The following is a 23,672-nucleotide window of genomic DNA, read 5'->3' on the forward strand; positions in this document are numbered from 1 at the left end:
CTGACAGCCAGCGGAGCTTGCAGATGAGACATGCCATGTCGATCGAACCGACACCCACGAGCATTCCCCGCGCCTCTGACCAGGAGACCACACCGTCATCCCCCTGTCTCGAAATCCGCGATCTCTGGAAGAGCTATGGCGATTTCACGGCGCTGCGCGACATCTCGCTCGATATCGGCAAGGGTGAATTCGTCTGTTTCCTCGGCCCGTCGGGCTGCGGCAAGACGACCCTTTTGCGGGCGATCGCCGGCCTCGATCTGCAGACACGCGGCGTCATTCGGCAGGATGGCCGCGACATTTCGGTTCTGCCCGCGTCGAAGCGCGACTACGGCATCGTCTTCCAGTCCTATGCGCTCTTTCCCAACCTCACCATCGAGCAGAACATTGCCTTCGGCCTGGAAAACACCGGCCGCTCGAAGGCGGACGTCGCGGCACGTGTTGCCGAACTGCTTGAAACGGTTGGGCTTTCGGCGCAAGCCAAGAAATATCCCGCCCAGCTTTCCGGCGGACAGCAGCAGCGCATCGCTCTTGCCCGCGCCATCGCCATATCCCCTGGGCTGCTTCTGCTCGACGAACCGCTGTCTGCCCTCGACGCCAAGGTGCGCGTTCATCTGCGCCATGAGATCAAGTCGCTGCAAAGGAAGCTCGGTGTCACGACCATCATGGTGACGCACGATCAGGAAGAAGCGCTCGCCATGGCCGACCGGATCGTCGTGATGAACCACGGCGTCATCGAACAGGTCGGATCGCCGACCGAAATCTATCGTCATCCCAAGACCCTGTTCGTTGCCGACTTCATCGGCGAGACCAACCAGTTCCAGGCAAAGGTCCTGCCGGATGGTCAGGTCGAGATCGGGAATTCCGCCTTCTGTTGTCCAACGGATGGCTTTGCCGTCGGGGATCCGACCACGGCGGTGGTCCGCCCTGTCGATATCATCCCGCACGGCGCCGACGCACACGCGGTCCATTCGCTCGATCGGCCGGCGACGCCGCAGAATCTGATCGATGCCGAAGTGCACGAGATGGAGTTCCTCGGCATGTTCTGGCGGACGCGGCTGACCGCGCCGCGGCTCGGAGATCGGCCCCTCGTCGCCGATTTCTCGGTCAATGCGGTGCGCCGGCTGCGGATCGAAACGGGCGGGGTCATCCAGGTCGAGATACCGCGGGAACGCCTATTGCTCTATCCGAGGGGCATCTGACAATGAGCATAACGATCGACTACGCCCCACCGGGCAAAAGACTGCGCCAGCAGGCCTCGCGCGACGACCTCGTCAAACTCGGCTTCATGGCCGTCATCGGGCTCTACCTGATCGTCGCACTGGGCGCGCCGCTTTTCGTCATGCTGTCGAAGTCGATGTCAACCTACCGCTTCGATCTGAGCGCCTTCGAATTTCAGGTGAGCGACGAGACGGGGAAGAATTGGGCGACGGCAGTCACTGCGGATGCGCTCAACCGGGAACTCGGCGTTGTCGCCGAGAAGGACCTTGTCACAAACTCGGACGGCCGCCTGGCGGCGACGAAATTCTTCCCGCAGTTCAACTTCCGCAGCCCCGTCCATTATCGCATTCGTGGGACCACGGACGGTACGGCGTTCCTCGCCGGCTCCACGCTGGAGAAGGGTACGCAGTGGCGCGAATATGATTCCGCCACCTTCCGCCGGGTTGTGTTGCGCCCGGCCAGCACCATCGGCGTCGAAAACTTCAAGACTTATTTCTCGACGCCGGCGCTCGCCCGTTCGATCTACAACTCGGTTCTGATGGCGTCGATCAGCACGGTGGTGACGGTTTCGATCGCGTTTGCGCTCGCCTATGCATTGACGCGCAGTTGCATGCCGCTCAAGGGGCTGTTCCGGGGCATCCTCACGATACCGATCCTCGTGCCGTCGCTCTTGCCCGGCATTGCGCTGGTCTATCTCTTCGGCAATCAGGGTGTCTTCAAGGACTGGCTGCTGGGCTATTCCATCTACGGTCCGATCGGCATCGTCATCGGCTCGGTGTTCTTCACGCTGCCGCATGCCTTCCTCATCATCTTGACGGCCCTGTCCGTTGCCGATGCGCGCCACTATGAGGCCGCGGCATCGCTCAGGGCCGGTAAGTGGCGTACTTTTACCACCGTGACGGTGCCGGGCGCGCGTTATGGCCTCGTGTCGGCCGCCTTCGTCGTCTTCACTTTGGTCATCACCGATTTCGGACTGCCCAAGGTGATCGGCGGGCAATACGGCATGCTGGCAGTCGATATCTACAAGCAGGTGATCGGCCAGCAGAATTTCGAGATGGGGGCTGTCGTCTCGGTCATTCTTCTGGTGCCGGCGGTGCTCGCTTTTGCCGTCGACCGCAGGATGCAGAAGCGCCAGGTGGCGCTGCTGTCGGCGCGGGCGGTGCCCTATGCGCCGAAGCGCAATGTCCGCATGGACGGCTTCTGCTTTGCCTTCTCGTGCCTCGTCAGCCTGTTCATTCTCGGCATGATCGCCATGTGTCAGATCGCGGCACTGGTGAAGTTCTGGCCGTACGACTTGACGTTGACGACCAAGAATTTTGCCTTCGACCTGATGGATGGCGGCGGTTGGGCGGCCTATGCCAATTCGATCAAGCTCGCCTTGCTGACGGCATTCTTCGGCTCGGTGATCGTCTTTGCTGGCGCCTATATGGTTGAGAAGGCCGACGGGTTCCGCTTCGGCAGAGGCGTCTTTCATTTTCTCGCCATGATGCCGATGGCCGTGCCGGGCATGGTGCTGGGCCTGGCCTACATCTTCTTCTTCAACAACCCGGCCAATCCGCTCAACTCCATTTACGGCACGATGACGATCCTCGTCGTCTGTACGGTGACGCACTTCTACACCGTGGCGCATCTGACGGCCCTGACCGCCCTGAAGCAGATGGATCCGGAATTCGAATCCGTCGGGGCGTCGCTCAAGCAGCCCTTCCACCGGCTGTTCTTCCGGGTCACTTTGCCGGTCTGCCTGCCGGCGATCCTCAACATCGGCATCTATCTCTTCGTCAACGCCATGACGACGGTTTCCGCCGTGGTCTTTCTCTATTCAACCGACACCAAGCTTGCGTCGGTCGCCGTGCTCAACATGGATGATGCCGGCGACATCGCGCCGGCTGCGGCCATGGGCATGATGATCTTCTACACCAATGTCGTCGCCAAGCTCATCCATGCGGGGGTCACACGCGGGCTACTCGCGCGCACGCAGGCGTGGCGGTAGGCCTTACGGTGTCGGCGCAGGGTGGCGTTCGGCTGCCGGGAGTCGGCGTGAGATGCCGGGCTTCTCCCCTGGCAATCTCGGGCCGAGGCCCCGCCGGCGCCTAGGCGACCTTCATGTCGGGCAGCACACGACCAGGCTCTCCTGATGTCGATCGCGAAGGCTGGCGGTGCGCCAGTTCTGCCAGGCGCGTGCGCTGCGGCGTACAGCCGTAGGTCTCCCTGTAGGTCCGGGAAAAATGCGAGGCCGAGGAAAATCCGCATGCCACGGCGATCTCGAAGACGGGAAGCGATGAATTGACGAGAAGCAGGTGCGCGCGCTCCAGCCGCAGCTGGAGATAGTAGCGCTTGGGGGAGCGTCCCATCTCGCGCCGAAACAGGCGTTCTATCTGACGGCGCGACAATCCAGTCGTGGGAGTTATGTCGGCAAGTTTCAATGGATCGGCGAGGTTCGCCTCCATCTGTTCGATAATGTCAATCAGCAGACGGTTATCGATGCCGACGCGGGCCTGAAGCGGCAGCCGCTGGCGCTCTCCGGCGCTGCGGACCCGTTCCGATAGAGCCAGCTCGCAAACGCGATTTGCTACGTCCCGTCCGAGATCATCTTCGACAATGCGCAGGAACGGGGCATTGCCGCCGGCGCAGGTATAGAGGTCGCTGTCGATCTCGAAGGCCGTCTGGCGGGCTTTCGTCGTGAAGAACCGTTCGGAGAAATCCGGAAAGTGCTCCCAATGCACGGCGCAGCGACGCCCGTCGAGCACGCCGGCCCGTGCCAGGCTGTAGAGGCCGCCTGCGAGCCCGGCGATGGCAATGCTTCCCCGCCGGGACAGCCGCAGCCAGCCTTCGGCCTTTCCGTCGGCAGGGGGAATGGCGCGGCCGCCGCAGACCACGATCATGTGGGGACGCCCCGGTTGTTGCAGCCCGTCCCGCTCCGAGGTGAGCGCTGCGTCGGCCATCAAGCGCATGCCGCAGCTTGACAGCGCAGGCTGGCCGTCGCGTGTCACGGTACGCCAGCTGTAATGTGGCCTGCCCAGGACATCATTGGCGAGGCGAAGCGCTTCAAGCGCTGAGGTGAATGCGTACTGCGTGAAGCCGTCGAGCAGGTAGAAGGTAAATCGGCGGCCTTGTGTGCATGCCTGTTGCACTGCCTGCCTCCCTTTGCGTCAATGAGTGCTTGAGATCAAGATGCAAAGAATAGTTACATTATGCAACATAAATAGACATCTTTCATGCGTGATTATGCGCGGGCCCAGTGGTTTGATGCGCTTCAGACCGGGCGAATGAAGGCGAAATTGGGTTGCGGTGACGCGGTTTGCGACGCGTCTTGTCAAAACACCAAAAATGATCGCAGATACCCGCATGTCAGATACTCAAAGCGCTCGTGCCCTTGCTCCCCGCCGTCATGGCGAAATCCTCCGCCGTCTAGCCGCCGATGGCACGGTTGGCATCACCGAGCTTGCCGATTTTTTCGATGTGTCGCGGCAGACGATCCGTCGCGACCTGAGGCACCTGGCGGAGCGCGGCCAGCTTGATCTCGTTCACGGCGGCGCGACGCTGTTCGAGCCGACCGAGGCCGCCTTCACAGAGAGGCGTGGTGAGAATGCTGCGGCGAAGGCATCGATTGGCAGGGCTGCAGCGGGTCTCGTGCGCGACGGCATGGTCGTGTTTCTCGATTCCGGCACGACGACGCTTGCGGTGGCCCATGCCCTGTCAGAGCGAAAAAACCTAACGATTTGTACGACTTCCCTTTCGATAGCGCTGCAGATGTGTCGCCAGCCGCTGGTGCGGGTGCATATGCTCGGTGGTGAGATCGACCCGGCGGAAGAGGCGGCCGTCGGTATCGATGCGCTTGAGGCGATCGGCCATTTCCGGGTGGATGTGGCTTTCCTCGGCGGCGGCGGATTGTCGCCGGACGGTGAGGTGACTGACTTTACCCGCAATGGTGCTGAGCAGCGCTCGCGCATGATCGCGATGGCAGCGAAGGCCTACTTCATTCTCGATAGCTCGAAGTTCGGCCGGCTGACGCCGCTGCGCATTCCGCGCTTCGAATTGGCAGCCGGGGTAATCGTCGATGCGCGACCGCCGCAGGCGATCTGCGAAGCGCTGGAGCGCCGAGGTCCAGGCCTGATTGTCGCGACGTAATGTAATATTTTGTAACTTATTGTCTTGTTATTTGCTCTTCCGTTGTTATGGTGTGGCCTTCCATGGCTTCGGGAGGCTGTTTCATGGCTCAGAATTTTCCAACGCAGGCACAGGTCGTCATCATCGGCGGCGGCATTATCGGCTGTTCGGTCGCCTATCACCTCACCAAGCTCGGCTGGACGGACGTCGTGCTTTTGGAGCAAGGGCAATTGAGCGGCGGCACCACCTGGCACGCAGCCGGCCTTGTCGGCCAGCTGCGCAGCCACGCCAACATGACCAGCCTCATCAAATATTCGACGCAGCTCTATAGCGAGTTGGAGGCTGAAACCGGGCTCGCCACGGGCTGGAAGAATTGCGGCTCCGTTTCCGTCGCGCGATCGGCCGACCGTATGACGGTGCTGAAGCGCACGGCCGCGTCCGCCCGCGCGCAGGGCGTTGCCATCGAGGTGATTTCGCCGAAAGAGGCCCAGGATCTCTGGCCGGTGATGGCCATCGACGACCTGGCCGGCGCCGTCTGGTTGCCCGGTGACGGCAAAGCCAATCCGACCGATCTGACGCAGTCGCTGGCAAAGGGCGCACGCAACCGTGGTGCGCGCATCATCGAGCGTGTGCGCGTCACCGGCATCGTCACCGCTGATGGTGCGGTTACCGGGGTGGAAACGGATCAGGGGACGATCGCCGCCGAGATCGTCGTCAATTGCGCCGGCCAGTGGGCACGCAAGGTCGGGCTGATGTGCGGGGTGTCGGTGCCGCTGCATTCGGCTGAACATATGTACATCGTGACCGGCAGGATCGAAGGCGTGCATCCGGACCTGCCGGTCATGCGCGATCCCGATGGTTACATCTACTTCAAGGAAGAGGTGGGTGGCCTGGTCATGGGTGGTTTCGAGCCGGAGGCAAAACCGTGGGGCATGGCCGGCATTCCGGATGATTTCGAATTCGCCTTGCTTCCTGATGACTGGGACCAGTTTGAAATCCTGATGCAAAGCGCCCTGCAACGGGTGCCACAACTGGCGACATCAGAGGTGAAGAAGTTTTATAACGGCCCTGAAAGCTTCACGCCCGACAACAACTTCATGCTCGGCGAGGCGCCGGAACTGAAGAACTTCTACGTCGGCGCCGGCTTCAACTCGATGGGTATCGCCAGCGCCGGTGGCGCCGGGCGTGCGCTGGCGGAATGGATCGTCAACGGCGCGCCGACCATGGACCTCTGGCCGGTCGACATCCGTCGTTTTGCAAACTTCAACAACAATCCGCGCTGGCTGCATGACCGCGTCAAGGAGACGCTCGGGCTGCACTATGCCATGCCCTGGCCCAACCGCGAGCTGGACACGGCGCGGCCCTTCCGCCGCTCAGCCCTCTATGATCGGCTTGCGGCAAAGGGCGCCTGCTTCGGCTCGAAAATGGGCTGGGAGCGTGCCAACTGGTTTGCGGCCGAGGGCGAAAAGCCGGTGACGGACTATGCCTTCGGCCGGCAGAACTGGCACGAGGCGGTCAAGCGCGAGATGAAAGCAACGCGCGAGGTGGCCGGCATCTTCGACCAGACCTCCTTTGCCAAGCTTCTCGTCCAGGGGCGCGATGCCGCAGCAGCACTCAACCGCATCTGCGCAGCCGATATCGACGTTGCGATCGGTCGTTCCGTCTATACCGGGCTCCTCAATGTGCGCGGCGGCTATGAAAGCGACCTGACGGTGCTGCGGCTGGCTGCGGACCGCTTCCTTCTGATTACCGGTTCGGCGCAGCCGGTGCACGACGCCGACTGGATCCGCAAGAACCTGCCGGCCGAAGCGCATGTGACGCTGACTGACGTCACCTCTGCCTACGCGGTTCTGGCGCTCATGGGTCCGCGTGCGCGGGATATCCTGGCGCGGTTGACATCAGCCGATCTCTCCAATGCCGCTTTTCCCTTCGCGACGATCCGGGAGATCGATATCGGCTATGCCACGGCCTATGCCAACCGCATGACCTATGTCGGTGAACTCGGCTGGGAACTGATCGTGCCGACGGAGTTCGCCGTCGGTGTCTACGAGGCGTTGCACGAGGTCGGGCGCGATTTGGGGTTGAGCGATTGCGGCTACTATGCGCTCGAGGCGCTCCGGCTGGAAAAGGGCTATCGCGCCTGGAGCCGCGAGCTGACGCCTGATGTCAACCCTTACGAGGCGGGCCTTGCTTTCGCGCTCTCGCTCGACAAGCCGGACGGCTTTCTCGGCCGTGACGCGTTGATCGCCGCAAAGGAGAAGGGGGTGCCCACGCGGCGCATCGTGCAGTTCACCGTCGATGATCCGTCGCCGATGTTATGGGGCGGTGAGCTGGTTCTTCGCGATGGCAAGCCCGTCGGCGAAGTCCGCTCGGCCGCCTACGGCCACACGCTCGGCCGCTCCGTCGCCCTTGGCCTGATCGAACATTCCTCTGGCGTGAACAAGGAATTCCTGGGGGGCGGGAGATTCGAAGTCGAGCTTGCCGGTGATCGGTTCTCCGTGACCGCGCATCTTTCCCCGGCTTATGATCCGAAGGGTTTGCGTGTCAAGGTGTAGGGATGTGGCGTTCGCGGGTGGGCGGCTCCCGCTCACCCGCACGATTTTCGTGTGCTGCTGCGCACCGGAATGCGTCTCGACCTGAACGCGCATACACGCCACCGTCTCGGCGTCTGGATAACCCACGCGCCTCACCTAGCTGAGATCGTGTCCTATCGCGTCGGCCGACCTTTAGCCTGAGGGGCGTGTCGCAACCAGACGCTGTGCGGCCGCTCCTCTTGAAAGCCGGGCTGCGAAGTAATACCTTGATGAAACCATTCCTTACAACGGTACCGACAATGACCACGACAGTTACAGCCAAGGGGCAGGTTACGATCCCGAAGCCAGTGCGCGACCTCCTGGGTATCGTGCCTGGAAGCAAGGTTGATTTCCAGCGCGCCCCGGATGGAAGCATCGTGCTGGTACATGCGGCTAAAAAGCAGCAACCCAGCCGCTTTTCGAAGCTGCGAGGACACGCCGGCAAGGGGCTGGATACTGACGCTATCATGGCCCTGACGCGTGGCGAACCGTGATACTGGTAGACACGAATGTTCTTCTCGACGTTGTAACCGACGATCCGACATGGGTTGACTGGTCCATAACCCAGCTCGAAAACGCAAGCCTTCGCGGGAAACTGTGGATCAACGACATTGTCTATGCCGAACTGGTCGTCCGCTACGATCGGATCGAAGATGTCGAAACATTGGTTGACCAGGCAGGCTTGGAACTGACGGCAGTGCCTCGCGAGGCTCTCTTTCTGGCAAGCAAGGTCTTTACGCGATATCGCAAGGCAGGCGGCACAAGGACCGGAGTGCTCCCCGATTTCTTCATTGGTGCGCATGCGGCCGTCAGCGGCTTGCCGTTACTGACGCGTGATGTCGGCCGCTATCGGACCTATTTCCCCACTTTGACGTTGATCGCGCCGCATATGCCGACCTAGCGACGCGGCGCGCTCGGCTTCAAAGTGGTTGGCGCCGGGCAGGCCGTTTCGATACCAAGGCTGACGCTCCTCCTTCGTCACGAATTCAACAGCGACATCCCGCTTGCTTCATCGAACAGGTGCAAGCTGTCCTCGTCGATTACGAAAGAGACAGGGCCTCCTGGCTTTGGACTTAAGCCGGCCTCAACAAGGGCGCCGAGCCTTCCGCATCAGCATGTCCGACACGGTAGTAACTTCCGGTCAAGGCGCCGCCAAAGTGTTCCAGCTTGGAGCGACGTGGATCGTTAATGATAGGCATTATGGTCCGGACAAAACATTCGCATATGCATAGATAATAATGTAGCCTGACGTTGTGCGGCACGAGCGCAAACACGCAGCGAGCATCGGGCGGTGTTGGCTCGTGCGCCCTCCTTAAGACTTTGGGGGGAAGAACATGGATTTTGGCATTGAAGGCGGCTCGGAGGCGGCTTGCGCGACAACGCCGACCGACGCTGAATTAGAAACACAGCTTACCCGTATCCAATCAAGCCCCGAATTCGATGCCCCGGACCGGGTGCGGAACCCTCAACTCGTGTCGTTGAGGAAACCCGCACAGGCAAGGGCGAGCGCAGCAAGTCTTATTCGGTCGCCAAGAAGGCTTTCGGGCAGGACGCGTTCCATTGACGCGCGAACTGATCCCTTCGTGTGCGCCTGTCCAGCCGGGCAAACGACGTGCTTTCGACAAGGCAATAAATCGAAGGGTGGAGAAACGTGAGGACAAAGAAATGGACGACATAACCGATAGGCCCATTGAGGCACAAAGTGAAAAAAAAACGAAGAAAGAGGCGCGTCGTTACGAAAAGCGCCTCGTAAAGTTGCAGGTCGAGTTGTCGTATCTGCAGGCCTGGGTGCAAAAGTCAGGAGCACGTATCGTCATCATCTTCGAGGGACGTGATGCCGCCGGAAAGGGGGGCGTCATCAAGCGCATAACCCAGTGGGTGAGCCCGCGGGTCTTCCGTGTGGTCGCCCTGCCTGCACCCACGGACCGGGAGAAGTCCCAGATGTACATGCAGCGCTACATTGCTCATCTGCCTGCCGCCGGGGAAGTCGTGATCTTTGACCGCAGCTGGTACAACAGGCCGGGGGTCGAGCGCGTCATGGGGTTCTGTACGGAAAAGAAGGCGCGACACTTTCTCGAGGCGCTGCCGCGGTTTGAAGCGGCGATCGTTGAGAATGGCGTCACTTTGCTGAAGTATTTCCTGACAGTGAGCGAGGATGAGCAAGAGCGTCGCTTCCGCCGCCGTATCGATGACCCGTTGAGGCAATGGAAACTGAGCCCAATGGATCTGGAATCCTATCGCCGCTGGTGGGATTATACGCGTGCCTATGACGAGATGATCCGGATGACGGATAGCCAACTCGCGCCTTGGTGGATTGTTCCCTCGGACAATAAAAAGCGCGCGCGCATCAACTGCATCTCGCACATCCTCAAATCGATACCCTACGAGCGCGTGAAGTTCGAAGAACCCGAGCTCGGTAAGCGTCAGAAGCGGCCGTCGGGCTTTATTGAAGACACGAGCCCGCGTAATGTGGTGCCGGATATCCAGGGATCCGCCGGTCACTAGAAATGCAGGCAACGACGGAGCGATGGTGCTGGGACGCCTGCATTCCCCGTTCGATGCCTGAACCACTCGATGAGCGAACAATTTGTTGGAGATAAAGCGATGAGTGCGGAAAAAGATACAGGACAGCCCGCCGCCATTCCGACCGCGGCCGATCTGCGCAAGAACTTGCTCGAAAAACAGCTCGCCGCAATGGAACGCGACGACAAGATCAGGGATCGGGAGCGTGAGGAACGCGCGAAGTTCGCCGATGAATTCTTCAAGGATCACGTCGGCGAAGCGGAGCGGGCAATCATCCGCAAGGTGGTCATGCGGGCTGTTGCAGATGGAAAGATGGAGGCGCTCGTCTACACGTTTCCCTCCGATTTCTGCACCGACAACGGCAGGGCAATCAACAATGCCGATCCGCAATGGCCCGAGACGCTGCAGGGCAAGGCCAAGGAACTGTACGATCGATTTAAAGCTGCCGCGCAACCTCAGGGCTACAAGCTGAAGGCAATGGTGGTCACGTTCCCTGGGGGGATACCCGGGGATATCGGCTTCTTCCTGAACTGGGAAGCGCCAATAGCTTAGCTCGAAATGGTGGCAGGGCAGGATCTAACTGCCTTGCCATATGTTCGTCTTGCGAGGGGGCGGGGGCGCTGTCATGGATGACGATCGACTTGGTAAAAGCAATAGTTTAGCGCCTGCTCCGGTGGCGACGGCCTCAATCGAAACACGGATCACGGACCTCGTCCGGTTCGGTATCGTTGGGCTGTTTGCCTATTGGTCGCTGACGCTAGTGGTACCCTTTGCCATTATCGGCATATGGGCCGCTATCCTGGCGGTCGCGCAGTATCCGCTTTATCGCAGGCTTGAAAAAATGCTTGGTGGTCGCGGAAAGCTCGCGGCCGTGCTCATTACGCTGGTGAACCTTTCCCTCATTATCGGCCCATTGTCGGCTCTCATCTTCGGTTCGCTCGACGGCGCGCAAGTGGTGTACGAAAAGCTCAAGGGTAGCGAGGCAATCATGCCGGCGCCGCCAGAGGCCGTTCGGAACTGGCCCATCATCGGAGAGCGGATCTACAATGCCTGGAGTCTTGCTTCAAACAATCTGGCGGCCGCCCTTAACCGGTTCCAACCGGCACTGCTGCAAGCCGGCAGCAAGGCCATCGGCGTTCTTGCCAGCATCGGGTTGGGATTTGTAGGTTTCATTGCGTCGGTGATTGTCACCGGCTTTCTGTTTCGCCCTGGCTTGAAGATCTCCGAGTTCTTGAATGTGTTTGCGCACAGGATCGCCGGAGAGCGAGGGCAAGGGTTCGTACGTCTTGCAACCGCCACGATCCGAAACGTCGCAAGAGGCGTCATCGGCGTGGCCTTCATTCAGACGATATTGTGCGCGTTGGTTCTGAAGCTCTTCGCGGTGCCCGCAGCCGGGTTGATCGCGTTTGTCGTGATGATCCTGTGTATCGTGCAAATCGGGCCGTTTCCTGTTTTCCTGCCCCTGATCGTGTGGGGATGGATGACAATGGAGTTCCAGTCAGCCTTGCTCATGACGCTTCTCCTCGTTCCGATCGCGTTGATCGACAACATTATGAAGCCCATTCTGGTCGCTCGTGGCCTTTCCACACCAATGCTCGTCATCCTGGTCGGGGTACTCGGCGGCACGCTTGCCTATGGATTGATCGGCCTGTTTCTGGGCCCGATTGTGCTCAGCGTCTTTTATGACCTTCTTGCCGTCTGGATCCGTTCAGACAGGATAGCTGCGCAGCCAGATCAGCGCCCGGCCCGGCAAAGCGGCGGAGTCGTTTCTGACACCGGTATTCAAGGCTAGCCTATGATGCCGTTGGCGCCGTCGCGCTCCCCTCGCTATTTGGGCGTCCGGCTACCCGAAGCGCCTTCGCGGACGGGCGATGCCTTCCCAAAGGCGCCGGGGGGCAGCAATAGCGCGCAGCGATGAGTGAGAGATCTGCGGTTCGATGACGCTCAAGGCGCGCTAAATTACGCCGCGTTCAGCGCCGACGATCAAACTGACGGTTTCATGGCGGCGCGCAAGGTATCGTTGATACGATCCTGCCAGCCGGGCCCGTCCGCCTGGAAATGGGCGAGCACATCGCTGTCGATCTTCAGCGATACGAGTTCCTTGGTGTTCGGGATCGCAGGTCTTTCGACCGCGGGAGCTGCCACCTTCTTCGCCGGCCTGAACAGCGCCTCGGCGGCATCTTTTGGATTGGATGGTCTTCGTGGTGTCGTCGCCATGGTCGCTTCCTTTCGTGGCCGATGGGGTCCTGTCGTCCCGCTCGTTCAACTAAGCGATACATTGCTTCAGTAACAGGCGGCAGACCGGCACGCCACTGAAACAGACCCATATGCGCGCGACCCGCCGTATTCTGTCCGTTTCGATGGTCTTGCTGCAGCGGCGTGCCAAGCGTTCGAAATTGCAGCGGCCGACCAGGGCGTTCCCCCACAAGGTTCGTCAATACAATCGGGTGCCGGTCACCCTATTGCGCGGTGACAGCGGCGGATCGGCGGGCGCTGGTGGACCTGCAAGACGACCACGCCGGCGAAAGCTACAGCGCCGCCCGTCTTATTAGACGCGCAAAGGTCGCTGTAGCACTTTGAATTGCTGCATGTTTTTATCCTTAAATCAAAGACGATTTAAGGAAACATGCAGTAGGACAAGTCTCGTCTCTCCCGAACTGCCTGGCGGCCGAGGTGCTCGGGTTCGTCAGGCCATCCCGGAGGAACGAGATGAAAGCACGTCAATTTCAGGCGTGCTTCGCGGCAGCCACGAAGGTCGCAATCTTGTCGATGTCCTTGCGAAAGCCACCTTCGGGAAGAGCGCGATTCGTATGGGTGAGTGAGTCCACCGCCCAGGGCCGGACAGCCTCGATCGCAGCTGCGACGTTCTCCGGCTTGAGGCCGCCCGCCAGGATCACCGGCCGTTTGCTGCGTTTTACGATCTCGCGGCTGAGCGACCAGTCATGGGTGACGCCGGCAGCGCCAATGCCGCCGATATGGGCAGCGACGGAATCCAGGATGAAGATGTCCGCAAACGGCTCGAAGCGAGCTGCGTGATCGAGCGCCTCCGGCCCGGTCATCGGTATGGCCTGGAGGATCTTCAGGTCGCGGTATTTTGCCAGCAGCTTCGTGCGCAACGTCTTGACGTGCTCAGGGGTCACGAGCTCGATGTCGCCACACAGATGCAGCACATCAGGCTGCACCGCGTCCACCATCTCGGCGATCGCCTCGAGATCACTCTCCACCGACAGCGCCACCCGTTGTGCCTTGCCCTTAAGGGCATCGGCGATCTCGCGCGCAGTGGCGAAGCTGATCTCGCCGGGCAGGCCACGGTTCGAAGGTGTGAGGCCGAGATAGTCGACGCCGACTTTCGCCGCAGCCAGGGCCTCGGCAACTGTCTGCATGGTATAGATTTGTGTTTTCAATGCCCTGCTCGTGTTTTGGCTAGATTGATTTCGGGAGGATCGCCTTGACCATGCGCTCCTCGGTGAGTTGAACCCGCTCGGCATTGCGTGCGGCAAAAACGGAATAGAGCGCATCGACCAATGTCATCTGCGCGATCTGCGCTGCCATCGGCTCGCTGCCCTGCTCATGCGAGACGCTGACGAGCACGACATCGGCGAGGCGCGCCAGCGGTGAGCTGCTGTTGCCGGTGATACAGAGCGTTGAGGCGCCGCGCGCCTTGGCTTCCTGCAGCACGAGAACCGGATCGCTGGTAATGCCGGAATAGGAAATGGCGACGACGAGATCGCCCGGTCCGGTCAGCGCCGCATGCATGATCTGCAGTTGGGAATCGACTGGCGCATCGCATCGCAGTCCCAGCCGGATACAGCGTTGATAAAATGCCTGCGCGACGATGCCGGACCCGCCCACGCCGCCGACCAAAATGTGCTTGGCACCGGCCATCAGATCGATCGCCTCGGCAAGGGTCTTTTCATCGAGAACACCGAGCGTATCGGTCAGGGCCTGGCCGATTGCGCGAAACAATCGGCTTGCGGCCTGCAGGTCGCTTGTCTGTGGCTCGGACGACATCTCGGCTTGAACGATGCGCGGCTCTTGAGCCATCGCCAGCTTGAGATCGGTGAACCCTTCAAAGCCCGCGGTGCGGCACATGCGCAGCACGGTCGTATCACTGACATCCGTCGCCTGCGCGATTGCCGACATCGACTGGCGGATTGCGCTGTCGCTGTTGTCGAGCATCCAAAGCGCCACGCGCCGTTCGGAATCTGACAATTTCGGCAACACACTTCGCAGCCGGATGCTGGCCGGAATGCTGCTGTTGCCTCGCAAATCATTGACCATTGACGGGGCCTTTTTTCGGGTTGGCGGTGCGCCTTGGCGAAGAGGCTAGCATAGTCATGTTGTGGTGTCACTATAGACACGACTTATATGATGTGGCATCACTACATCAACGCGAGAAGATGCGCTGCTGGACTTCTGGGAGGATGTCATGGGACTGAAGCGTTTGTTGATTGCTGGTGCGGCCATGGTGCTGACCGCCCTTCCGGCCGCAGCCGGTGAGCTGTCCTTCTGGCACGCCTATGCGGGCCAACAGGACAAGGTCGACTTCATCAATTTCGCCCTGGACGAATTCGCCAAGGCGCATCCCGACATCAAGCTGGATGTCGTTGCGGCCGAACAGTCGGCCTATAAGACCAAGCTCAACACGGCCATGGCGTCGGGCAACCCGCCTGACGTATTCTACACGCTGCCCGGCGGCTTTCTGAATGCCTTCGTCAATGGCGGGCAGATGTATGCGCTCGACGCAGACCTTGCCAAGGACGGCTGGGGCGACAGTTTCCTCGAAAGCGCCCTCGCGCAGACAAGCAAGGATGGTCACGCCTACGCCGTTCCCGTCGATGTCGACTCCGTCGTCTTCTGGTACGACAAGGCGCTTTTTGCGGAAAAAGGCTGGACGGTGCCGTCGAGCTACGATGAGCTTCTGGCATTGGCCGAGACGATCAAGGGCGCGGGCATTGTCCCGTTTGCGCTTGGCAACAAGGATGCCTGGCCGGCGACGTTCTGGTTCCAGTATCTCGAGATGCGCCTCAAGGGATCCGGCGTCGTTTCCGCCTTCGTCAACAAGGATGCCAAGGCCGCGCTCGGCGACGAAGCGACCAAGGCGCTGGAACATGTCGCCGCGCTTTCGAGCAAAGGCTATTTCCCGATCGGCTTCAACGGCATGGGCGACCAGGAAGCCAACATGCTCTTTCTCAACGGCCAGGCAGCCATGATGCTGAACGGGACCTGGCAGATCGGCGCGTCCGCCGATGCGCCCGAAGGCTTCGAACTCGGCTATTTCGCATTCCCGACAGTCAAGGACGGGGCTGGTGACCAGTCCGACGTCCTGGCCGGCGTCGCCGCCACCTTCGGCATTTCGCAGAAGGCGGAAAACAAGGCCGATGCCGTGACCTTGCTCAAGTTCCTGACGTCGAGCCAGGTCATGACGAAGTATGTCGAGCTTCGAAAGACGATGGTGACGGTGAAGGACGCAACGACCGAGGCAGCCGCAGGGCCTGTCCTGTTCGATATCAGCGGCAAGCTGATGGCGAAGGCAGGCCACCTCGATCCCTTCTATGACACCGCCATGCCGCCGGCTGCGACCAACATCTACTACACGTCGCTCCAGGGTGTGCTTGACGGCTCGGTGCCGCCGGCCGATGCGGCCAAGCGCCTCGAGGATGCGCTGCGGACCGACAAGTAGTTGGCGCCAGCAACATGACCAGCTTGCGCGGCAAGCCGCTCGCCGCGCGAGCCCTCCATGGAGCCCAAGAACGATGAGTACCAACAAGGGCTTTGCCAACAGCCACAACAGAGCGGCGCTCCTGTTTCTGTCGCCTGCATTCCTGCTCATTGCAGCCTTCGTCGCCTATCCCGTCGTCTATGCCGGTTGGCTCTCGCTCTTCAGTTGGGACGGAGCGTCTGCGCCGGTATTTCAGGGAGCGGGTAATTTCGTCCGTCTTGCCGGCGACCCGATCTTCTGGCGGGCGCTTGGCCGCAACCTTCTCGTCGCGCTTTCGGCCATGGTCTTTCAGGTGTTTCTTGCGCTCTGCATCGCCTATTGCCTGGTGCGCATCGTGCCTGCGTTCAGCCGAATATTCCTGTTCTTTTATCTCGTGCCGGTGATGGTCAGCGAGATCTGCATCGGGCTGCTCTGGCGCTTCATGTACAATCCCTATTTCGGTCTGGTGAACGCGGCATTCGGTGCGCTTGGGCTGGATGGCCTGAAGCGCGGTTGGCTCGGCGAATCCGGCACGGCTTTCTCAGCCGTAGTGGTGGTGATGAGCTTCACCTATCTCGGCCTTTATGTCCTGCTATTCGTGGCGGCGGTCAGGAGTGTGCCCGAAAGCGTCTACGAGGCCGCCGAGATCGATGGGGCCGGCCATTTCACCAAGTTCTTCTCGATCACCATCCCCATGGTCGGCGACGCGGTTCGCGCCAATTCCCTGCTGGCGATCATCGGTTCGCTCAAGACCTTCTCGCTCGTCTTTGTGCTCACCAATGGCGGCCCGAACCACGCAAGCGAGGTGGTCTCCACCTACCTCTACAAGATGGGCTTCGGCAGTTTCGAGATGGGCTATGCGGCAACCATCGGCTTCACGCAGATGCTGCTGACGGCGGTCGGCGCGTGGCTCGTCTTCCGGTATCTGAAAAGAGCCGGCGTCGGCGGGAGAACTTGAGCCATGGCTGCCGTTCGCCGCTGGACAGTCACCAATACGGTGGTCCTCGTTCTCCTGACGCTGCATGTGCTGCTGGTTGTCTTCCCGTTCATCTGGATGATCTACAGCACCTTCAAGACCAACAAGGAGTTCATGCGCTCGGTCTGGTCTTTGCCCACGAGCTTCTCGCTTGACGCCTATGTCGGCGCCTGGAGCGGCGGCGCGCTTGGCGGCTACGCTGTCAACTCGCTGCTGATCATGGCCGGCGCGACGGTTCTCACCGTGGCGGTGTCAACCCTCGCCGGTTACGCGCTGGCAGTCTATCGGCCACGCTGGATGCCTGCCGTCGAACTCAGCCTGACGGCGGCCATGGCGATCCCCGCCTATGTCGCGCTCGTGCCCTTGGTGGTGATGCTTCGTGGCGCCGGACTGCTCGATACGCATATGGGTGTCGTGCTGCCGACTGCCGCCTTCAACGTACCGGTCACGATCTTCATCATGCAGGCCTTTTTCAACACGCTGCCGCGCGAACTCTTCGATGCGGCGCGCATGGATGGTGCTTCCGAGTGGTCCATCTTCGCCCGCGTCGCGCTGCCGATCGCGCGCCCGGCGATGTTCACCGCGGCGATCGTCAACATGATCTGGGTCTGGAACGATTTCCTGTTTCCGGTCGTCTTCATCAACAATCCGGCGCGCAAGACGTTGCCCGTGGGCCTCACGGATTTCGTCGGCGAGCACATCACCAATTATCCGGTGATGCTGGCGGCCATCCTGATCGCCGCCATCGCGCCGCTGGTTCTCTTCATCTTTTTCGAACGCCAGATCACCGCCGCTTTGCTCGGCGGTGCCGTCAAGGAATAGCCGTTAATGACCCGGCTCAAGTCCGGGTCCAATGCAGGAGAAGTTTCATGTCGCCTAAAGAGCTCGATTTTGCCAGCCGGGCAGTCTTCTACACGCCCGAAGAGCATTCCCAGTCGATCAGCTATCCGATCTACATGTCGGCGAATTTCCAGTATGGCGGCGACATCTACGACCAGATCGTCGCCGGTGCGCGCAAGGAAGTGAACATCTATTCGCGCTGCGGCAACCCGACCGAATACAAGTTCGAGGAACATATCGCCCAGCTAACAGGCGGCACGGCATGCCTGGCGACCGCTTCCGGAATGGCCGCGATCTCGCATGCGCTGTTCGGCATCCTGAAAGCGGGCGACCACATCGTTGCCGATCTCACCACCTATTCGAGCACGCACGAATTCTTCGATCACCGCGCTGGCGATTTCGGGCTGAAAGTGAGCCTTGTCGATTGCACCGATGTCCGAGCGGTCGAAAACGCGTTTACCGATGAGACCAAAGTTCTCTATGTCGAGGCGATCGCCAATCCAACCATGAAGGTGCCGCCGCTCAAAGCGCTGGTGGAGCTCGCCCATTCGCGCGGCATCGTGGTCATTTGCGACAACACCTTCGCGTCTCCGGCCGTTTGCCGGCCTCACGAATTCGGCGTCGACGTCGTGGTCGAAAGCGCCACCAAATTCATCGGCGGCCACAACGACGCGGTCGGCGGGGTGATCACGCTGAAGTCCGACATCCTGCCTGCGGATTGGCTGGAGGACGTCCGCTGGAATACGCTCAACAAGCTCGGCGCGCCGCTGTCGCCGTTCAACGCCTGGCTGTTGTTGCGCGGTGCGCAGACGCTTGCACTCCGCCTGGAAAAGCAGTGCGCCAATGCGCTTGCCCTTGCAAAACATCTTGAAGCGCATCCCAAGGTCAAACGTGTCTTCTATCCGGGGCTGCCCTCGCATCCGAACCATGCCTCGGCGAGCGAGCAGTTGCGCGGCGGTGGCGCCATGCTCTCCTTCTGCGTCGAAGACGAGGCTTCGGGCGTACGGCTCTTGAAGCGGCTGAAGCTCGGTTCGTTCGCGGCAAGCCTCGGCGGACTGCGCACCACGACGCAGATGCCGGCGACCATGGCCTTTCTCGATATTCCCAGCCAGGAGCGGGAGGCGATGGGCGTTGTCGATGGCCTGGTGCGCTTCTCGGTCGGTATCGAGCATGTTGACGACATCATCGCCGACGTAGATCAGGCGATAGAACAAATGCATCTCGATCTCTAGGGTTTGCGCAATGGCAGCGATCGTCCTCCTTGGCGATATCAATATCGACCTCGTGCTTGATATCCCCGAGTATCCGCTCGAGGGAGGAGAGGCGATCGCAACGGCCCAGCGGCACATGCTGGGCGGCTCAGCCACGAATACCGCTATCGCGCTGTCACGCGCCGGCCACGACTGCCGGCTGATCGGGCGCGTGGGGCAAGATGCCTTGGGAGAGCAGGCGCTGTCGTGGCTCGAGGACATCGGTGTTTCGACGGCGTGGATCGGCCGGGACCCGTCTGAGCCCACGCAAACGAACATCGTGACCGTCGGCAAGAGCGGTGAGCGAACGATGTTTGCCTATCGTGGGGCCAACGCACACCTGTCCCCGGCATCGATCGTCGACGCACCGTTCGAGGATGCGGCGCTGTTCCATCTCTCCGGCTACGCCTTGTTGCAAAGTCCACAATCCGACGCAGCATATAGAGCGATCGAGCTTGCGCAGCGGCACGGGATCCCCGTGACACTGGATATTCCTGCTGGTGTTGCGTTGTCGGTCGCGCCGCATGTGCGCAATCTGCTGCCGAAGCTCGATACCATCATGCTCGGCAGGGCCGATCTTGCACCGCTTGCGGGAGAAGGCTCCGAAATTCCTGTTGAAGAGGCGATCAAGTCCCTGTTGCGTCAGGGCGTGCGAAGGATCGCGCTCAAGCATGATGTCACGGGTTCGTCTCTCTACCAAAACTCCGGGGCTGAAAGCGCGCCGTGGTTTTCCGTCGCTACGGTCGACACGACAGGGGCGGGTGATGCCTTCGCGGCAGGACATATAATCGGGCGCGTGTCGGGATTGCCTGGATCCGAATGCTGCCGGCTTGCAAATGCGTTCGGGGCCGTTGCAGTGACCCGGCAGGGAGCGGGATTGTCGATGCCCACGCTGACAGAAGTCACGAAGCTGATTTCCGTCAGTAACGGCAACAGACCTGGCATAGCGGGCTCCGACGAACAATTGGGACGACGGTAACTCTCGGCCCAAGTCCTGCAGGATTCACACCGAAACGGGCTGGCAGGCGTATGTCTCTGTTCGCTCGACGAGGCGCCCTTGCCCGTCACCTTTTTCTCGCGGCTTCGGCCAATGACGCCGCTGGAGCAATGTCGCCGGCAACGCGCTCAAATCGGAGCCGCAGGCAATCTGTGCTTCGGCTGAAATCACTCCCTGCGTTCCTCTACACAGCATCCGGATCCGGCGCGGCATAGTCGTGCTGAGCCCTTGGAAACATGGGCTTTCAAAGCTGAAGATCATGTGCAGCGGCATCGAACAGCCGCCCAGCCTAGCCAAAGGGAGTGTTGACCCATTGCGCCTGGCCCCGCAGTTTTTCCCGAAACGAAGGCCATTCTGCCTTGGGAGGGAACATGTCTGGTTCGTGCCGTTCGCTGATGCACTCGGTTGCCATCGCTTCGATCGCCTTGCTCTATGGGCAGGGGGGAGCGAGGGCCGATGAGAAGCTGTTTATCTATAACTTCTCCGACTATTTTGCCGAAGACACAGTTTCTAACTTCGCAAAGCGTAGCGGCGTGGACGCGCGTGTCGATTTCTTCGATTCGCTGGAGGTCCTGGAGACACGCTTGCTGGCAGGGGGAAGCGGTTTCGATGTTGCCTTTCCAAGCGCGACCGTCGGCGAGCGGCTCATCCAATCGGGTGCACTGAAGCCGATCGATGCTTCCAGTCTCAAAAACTATAAGAATTTGGACAAGGATCTCCTGAAGCTCGTTGCCGAACACGATCCGGGCAATCAGTACCTCGTCCCGTACATGTGGCTGACGACAGGGATTGCCTACAATCCGAAGCTCGTTGAGGAGCGGGTCGGCGACGCCCCGACTAACAGCCTGGACATGTTCTTCAAGCCGGAACTGGCGAAAAAGTTTCAGGACTGCGGCATTGGCATCGTCGATGCGCCAAACGAGGTGGTGCCGATCGCCCTGAACTATCTCGGGCTCGATCCTTATTCGACAAAACAGGAAGATCTTGACAGAGCCAAGGACCTGCTCCTGACGTTACGCCCCTACATCCGGCACATGCAGAGCGGCCAACTGGTGGCGGACATGGCATCCGGCCAGCTGTGCCTGGCGATGATGTGGAGCGGTGACGCGGGCATTGCTGCAGCGCGCGCCGAGGAAGCCAACAACGGCATCGCGGTCAATTATTCAATCCCGAAGGAAGGCACGATCATCTCCTTCGATACCATGGCCGTGCCCGGCGATGCGCCCGATCCAGAGCAGGCACTGGCCTTCATCGACTACGTTCTCGAGCCGAAGACAGTCGCCGACATCAGCAATCACGTGTTTTACGCCAACGCCAATGCTGCTGCCACGCCGCTGGTCGACGAGGCGATCCGCACGGACCCGAACGTCTATCCGCCCGCGGAAGTTCGCGCCAAGCTCTTCGTCGACAAGTCGCTGCCGCCACGCCAGGCGCGCGAGCGGACCCGGGTGTGGACCGCGTTTAGGGCCGGCAACTGAATGTCTTGCCTGAAAAGCGGGAGCAGAAGGACATCCGTGTTGCAATCTTACGTATCAATTGAGAATCTTTCCAAGTCCTTCGGTCTGTTCAGCGCCGTCGACAATATCTCGATCGGTATCGGGAAGGGGGAATTCTTCTCGCTTCTTGGTCCATCCGGATGCGGCAAGTCGACCTTGCTGCGCATGATCGCCGGTTTCGAAACGCCGACATCGGGGGTCGTCCGGCTCGACGGGGAAGATGTGACGGACGTTTCGGCCCATCGCCGACCAACGAACATGATGTTCCAGTCCTACGCGCTGTTTCCCCATCTGTCAGTGGGCAAGAATATCGCCTTCGGCCTGCAGCAGGACCGGCTGGCAGGAGCTGAGATCCGGCAGCGTGTGGGCGAGGTGGCCGAAAAGCTGCAACTGACGGCACTGCTGGATCGCAAGCCGCAACAGCTGTCTGGAGGACAAAGGCAACGGGTCGCGTTGGCGCGGGCACTGGTCAAGCGGCCGAAGGTGCTGTTGCTGGACGAACCTCTCGGTGCGCTTGACAAGAACCTGCGCACCGAAACCCAGCACGAATTGGTCAGGCTTCAGCGGGAGCTGGGGCTAACCTTCATCATCGTCACCCACGACCAGCATGAGGCAATGACCGTGTCGTCGCGCATCGCGATCATGCGGCAGGGCAAGGTGCTGCAAATCGGGTCGCCTGCCGAAGTCTACGAAACACCGGTTTCCCGCTATGTCGCGAAATTCCTCGGCGAAGCGAACGTGTTCGAAGGCGGCACTTCCAAACGTTCCGGCAACGAGCTGTCGGTCGAAAGTGCTGAGGCCGGCGGTTCGATCTTTGCCACCGCCAGTGACCATATTTCTGCCAATGGCCGCTTCTGGGTCTCGGTGCGGCCGGAGAGGGTCGAGCTCAACAAACAGGGCAGCGGTCTTGAGGGCGTCATCGAGCAATTCAGCTACGCCGGGGCAGGGCGCCACTATCGGGTGCGCCTGAAGAGCGGGGTAACGCTGGACGCGCTGCGCGTCAATCTGGGCGCTGAGGACGATCTGGCGGTCGGTGACACCGTTTATGCCTCATGGATGCCGCAGGCCGCCCGTCTGCTGGCCGACTAGGGGAACGACACGATGCAATCAAAACCTGATCTCGGCCGGCGCGCACTGCTGCTCGTGCCCTATGGCTGGCTGGCCGTGTTCTTTCTCATGCCGTTTCTGCTCGTGCTGGCGATCAGCCTCTCGTCCGTTCGCCTCGGCATGCCACCCTATGAGCCGCTATTTGCCTGGCAGGGATCGCTGCTCAGCATTCGGCTCAATCTCGAGAACTTCATTTTTGTGCTGGGTGAAAACACCTATCTCCTTGCCTATCTCACGAGCCTGAAGGTGGCGTCGATTTCGACGATACTGATGCTGGCGATCGCCTATCCGCTCGCCTACGGCATTGCAAGTTGCGCGCCGGCGTCGCGCTCCTTCCTCATCTTCCTCGTGATCGTGCCGTTCTGGAGCTCGATGCTGATCCGCGTCTATGCCTGGATGAGCATTCTGCGCAACGACGGGCTGTTGAATTCGCTGCTCCTTAACCTCGGCATCATTTCCGAGCCGCTGCGGATCATGAACACCGAGACCGCGATCTATATCGGCATCGTCTACACCTACCTGCCGTTCATGGTGCTGCCGATCTACGCCAATCTCAGTGCCAGCGACCGTACCTTGATCGAGGCGGCACGCGATCTCGGTTGCTCGCGCATTGCAGCGTTCTGGCGCGTCACCTTTCCGCTCAGTTTGAGGGGTGTTGCCGCAGGATGTGCACTGGTCTTCATCCCGGTCATCGGCGAATTCGTCGTGCCTGACCTGCTTGGAGGTGCAGACACACAGATGATCGGCAGGACGATCTGGATAGAGTTCTTCAACAACCGGGACTGGCCGGTGGCCTCCGCCGTCACCGTGCTGCTTCTCGTCATCCTGGTGATACCCATCGTCCTGTTTCAGACACGTTTGTCTCGAACCTCTAAATGAGGAGC

At 60.6% G+C, this 23,672-nt stretch carries 21 protein-coding genes; 17 read left to right on the forward strand and 4 right to left on the reverse strand.

Annotated features, from left to right (window positions below):
• Positions 1-23: 23 nt before the first annotated feature.
• Both IB264_RS19095 and IB264_RS19100 read left to right on the forward strand, forming a co-directional pair.
• Positions 24-1,199: a putative 2-aminoethylphosphonate ABC transporter ATP-binding protein gene (locus IB264_RS19095; RefSeq protein WP_057207260.1), complete on the forward strand. Its 1,176-nt coding sequence runs from the start codon at positions 24-26 to the stop codon at positions 1,197-1,199.
• 2 nt (positions 1,200-1,201) lie between these two features.
• Positions 1,202-3,208, forward strand: a complete 2,007-nt coding sequence (locus IB264_RS19100; RefSeq protein WP_025430150.1) for a putative 2-aminoethylphosphonate ABC transporter permease subunit — start codon at positions 1,202-1,204, stop codon at positions 3,206-3,208.
• 100 nt (positions 3,209-3,308) lie between these two features.
• On the opposite strand, the gene IB264_RS19105 is transcribed toward IB264_RS19100, so the two are convergent.
• A complete protein-coding gene (locus IB264_RS19105; protein ID WP_025430149.1) occupies positions 3,309-4,349 on the reverse strand; it encodes a GlxA family transcriptional regulator in 1,041 nt (346 codons plus the stop codon).
• Positions 4,350-4,563: 214 nt separating this feature from the next.
• Here IB264_RS19105 and IB264_RS19110 point away from each other — a divergent pair, with 214 nt between their 5' ends.
• From IB264_RS19110 to IB264_RS19140, 7 genes are all read left to right on the forward strand, one after another.
• Complete coding sequence (locus IB264_RS19110) at positions 4,564-5,346, forward strand: DeoR/GlpR family DNA-binding transcription regulator (protein ID WP_025430148.1); 783 nt, start codon at positions 4,564-4,566, stop codon at positions 5,344-5,346.
• Positions 5,347-5,429: 83 nt separating this feature from the next.
• Positions 5,430-7,880: an FAD-dependent oxidoreductase gene (locus IB264_RS19115; protein ID WP_025430147.1), complete on the forward strand. Its 2,451-nt coding sequence runs from the start codon at positions 5,430-5,432 to the stop codon at positions 7,878-7,880.
• A gap of 278 nt (positions 7,881-8,158) precedes the next feature.
• Positions 8,159-8,392, forward strand: a complete 234-nt coding sequence (locus IB264_RS19120) for an AbrB/MazE/SpoVT family DNA-binding domain-containing protein (protein WP_025430146.1) — start codon at positions 8,159-8,161, stop codon at positions 8,390-8,392.
• Entirely contained in the window at positions 8,389-8,799 is a 411-nt protein-coding gene (locus tag IB264_RS19125; RefSeq protein WP_192433915.1) for a type II toxin-antitoxin system VapC family toxin, read from the forward strand. Before IB264_RS19120 ends, IB264_RS19125 begins: the two co-directional genes overlap by 4 nt.
• Positions 8,800-9,563: 764 nt before the next feature.
• Positions 9,564-10,403: a polyphosphate kinase 2 gene (gene ppk2 / locus IB264_RS19130; RefSeq protein WP_041692912.1), complete on the forward strand. Its 840-nt coding sequence runs from the start codon at positions 9,564-9,566 to the stop codon at positions 10,401-10,403.
• Between the two features lie 69 nt (positions 10,404-10,472).
• On the forward strand, positions 10,473-10,973 hold the full coding sequence (locus IB264_RS19135; protein ID WP_375154973.1) for a hypothetical protein: 501 nt from the start codon (positions 10,473-10,475) through the stop codon (positions 10,971-10,973).
• Between the two features lie 73 nt (positions 10,974-11,046).
• Positions 11,047-12,213, forward strand: a complete 1,167-nt coding sequence (locus IB264_RS19140; RefSeq protein WP_025430142.1) for an AI-2E family transporter — start codon at positions 11,047-11,049, stop codon at positions 12,211-12,213.
• Between the two features lie 191 nt (positions 12,214-12,404).
• Here the strand turns inward: IB264_RS19140 and IB264_RS19145 are convergent, their stop codons facing one another.
• From IB264_RS19145 to IB264_RS19155, 3 genes are all read right to left on the reverse strand, one after another.
• Complete coding sequence (locus IB264_RS19145) at positions 12,405-12,638, reverse strand: BrnA antitoxin family protein (RefSeq protein WP_025430141.1); 234 nt, start codon at positions 12,636-12,638, stop codon at positions 12,405-12,407.
• 509 nt (positions 12,639-13,147) lie between these two features.
• Complete coding sequence (locus IB264_RS19150; protein ID WP_025430140.1) at positions 13,148-13,825, reverse strand: phosphoribosylanthranilate isomerase; 678 nt, start codon at positions 13,823-13,825, stop codon at positions 13,148-13,150.
• A 19-nt stretch (positions 13,826-13,844) separates the two neighbouring features.
• On the reverse strand, positions 13,845-14,702 hold the full coding sequence (locus IB264_RS19155; protein WP_081789031.1) for a MurR/RpiR family transcriptional regulator: 858 nt from the start codon (positions 14,700-14,702) through the stop codon (positions 13,845-13,847).
• A gap of 148 nt (positions 14,703-14,850) precedes the next feature.
• On the opposite strand from IB264_RS19155, the gene IB264_RS19160 reads away from it, so the two are divergent.
• The 8 genes from IB264_RS19160 (at position 14,851) to IB264_RS19195 (ending at position 23,667) form a co-directional block, all read left to right on the forward strand.
• Positions 14,851-16,104: an ABC transporter substrate-binding protein gene (locus IB264_RS19160; RefSeq protein WP_113567368.1), complete on the forward strand. Its 1,254-nt coding sequence runs from the start codon at positions 14,851-14,853 to the stop codon at positions 16,102-16,104.
• Positions 16,105-16,177: 73 nt separating this feature from the next.
• Entirely contained in the window at positions 16,178-17,080 is a 903-nt protein-coding gene (locus tag IB264_RS19165; protein WP_025430138.1) for a carbohydrate ABC transporter permease, read from the forward strand.
• A 3-nt stretch (positions 17,081-17,083) separates the two neighbouring features.
• Positions 17,084-17,920: a carbohydrate ABC transporter permease gene (locus IB264_RS19170; protein WP_025430137.1), complete on the forward strand. Its 837-nt coding sequence runs from the start codon at positions 17,084-17,086 to the stop codon at positions 17,918-17,920.
• A gap of 47 nt (positions 17,921-17,967) precedes the next feature.
• Positions 17,968-19,170 carry a PLP-dependent aspartate aminotransferase family protein gene (locus IB264_RS19175; protein ID WP_025430136.1) on the forward strand — a complete coding sequence of 401 codons (1,203 nt, stop codon included), beginning with the start codon at positions 17,968-17,970 and terminating at the stop codon, positions 19,168-19,170.
• A 10-nt stretch (positions 19,171-19,180) separates the two neighbouring features.
• Positions 19,181-20,167 carry a carbohydrate kinase family protein gene (locus tag IB264_RS19180; RefSeq protein WP_025430135.1) on the forward strand — a complete coding sequence of 329 codons (987 nt, stop codon included), beginning with the start codon at positions 19,181-19,183 and terminating at the stop codon, positions 20,165-20,167.
• Positions 20,168-20,556: 389 nt separating this feature from the next.
• Positions 20,557-21,663: a polyamine ABC transporter substrate-binding protein gene (locus IB264_RS19185; protein ID WP_025430134.1), complete on the forward strand. Its 1,107-nt coding sequence runs from the start codon at positions 20,557-20,559 to the stop codon at positions 21,661-21,663.
• 36 nt (positions 21,664-21,699) lie between these two features.
• Positions 21,700-22,770, forward strand: coding sequence for an ABC transporter ATP-binding protein (locus tag IB264_RS19190; RefSeq protein ID WP_244494260.1), 1,071 nt, complete (start codon positions 21,700-21,702; stop codon positions 22,768-22,770).
• A gap of 12 nt (positions 22,771-22,782) precedes the next feature.
• On the forward strand, positions 22,783-23,667 hold the full coding sequence (locus IB264_RS19195; RefSeq protein ID WP_041692911.1) for an ABC transporter permease subunit: 885 nt from the start codon (positions 22,783-22,785) through the stop codon (positions 23,665-23,667).
• Positions 23,668-23,672: the final 5 nt, after the last annotated feature.

It is taken from the genome of Ensifer sp. ENS11, from assembly GCF_014851895.1.
GTDB classification, from domain to species: Bacteria; Pseudomonadota; Alphaproteobacteria; order Rhizobiales; family Rhizobiaceae; genus Ensifer; species Ensifer canadensis.

Bases quoted from the DNA above. Each gene is read 5' to 3' on its own strand.
- IB264_RS19110 (WP_025430148.1), top strand. From the start codon at position 4,564: ATGTCAGATACTCAAAGCGCTCGTGCCCTTGCTCCCCGCCGTCATGGC.
- IB264_RS19185 (WP_025430134.1), top strand. From the start codon at position 20,557: ATGTCTGGTTCGTGCCGTTCGCTGATGCACTCGGTTGCCATCGCTTCG.
- IB264_RS19095 (WP_057207260.1), top strand. From the start codon at position 24: ATGAGACATGCCATGTCGATCGAACCGACACCCACGAGCATTCCCCGC.
- IB264_RS19170 (WP_025430137.1), top strand. From the start codon at position 17,084: ATGGCTGCCGTTCGCCGCTGGACAGTCACCAATACGGTGGTCCTCGTT.
- IB264_RS19145 (WP_025430141.1), bottom strand. From the start codon at position 12,638: ATGGCGACGACACCACGAAGACCATCCAATCCAAAAGATGCCGCCGAG.
- IB264_RS19195 (WP_041692911.1), top strand. From the start codon at position 22,783: ATGCAATCAAAACCTGATCTCGGCCGGCGCGCACTGCTGCTCGTGCCC.
- IB264_RS19160 (WP_113567368.1), top strand. From the start codon at position 14,851: ATGGGACTGAAGCGTTTGTTGATTGCTGGTGCGGCCATGGTGCTGACC.
- IB264_RS19180 (WP_025430135.1), top strand. From the start codon at position 19,181: ATGGCAGCGATCGTCCTCCTTGGCGATATCAATATCGACCTCGTGCTT.
- IB264_RS19140 (WP_025430142.1), top strand. From the start codon at position 11,047: ATGGATGACGATCGACTTGGTAAAAGCAATAGTTTAGCGCCTGCTCCG.
- IB264_RS19120 (WP_025430146.1), top strand. From the start codon at position 8,159: ATGACCACGACAGTTACAGCCAAGGGGCAGGTTACGATCCCGAAGCCA.
- IB264_RS19175 (WP_025430136.1), top strand. From the start codon at position 17,968: ATGTCGCCTAAAGAGCTCGATTTTGCCAGCCGGGCAGTCTTCTACACG.
- IB264_RS19155 (WP_081789031.1), bottom strand. From the start codon at position 14,702: ATGGTCAATGATTTGCGAGGCAACAGCAGCATTCCGGCCAGCATCCGG.
- IB264_RS19100 (WP_025430150.1), top strand. From the start codon at position 1,202: ATGAGCATAACGATCGACTACGCCCCACCGGGCAAAAGACTGCGCCAG.
- IB264_RS19115 (WP_025430147.1), top strand. From the start codon at position 5,430: ATGGCTCAGAATTTTCCAACGCAGGCACAGGTCGTCATCATCGGCGGC.
- ppk2 (WP_041692912.1), top strand. From the start codon at position 9,564: ATGGACGACATAACCGATAGGCCCATTGAGGCACAAAGTGAAAAAAAA.
- IB264_RS19135 (WP_375154973.1), top strand. From the start codon at position 10,473: ATGAGCGAACAATTTGTTGGAGATAAAGCGATGAGTGCGGAAAAAGAT.
- IB264_RS19165 (WP_025430138.1), top strand. From the start codon at position 16,178: ATGAGTACCAACAAGGGCTTTGCCAACAGCCACAACAGAGCGGCGCTC.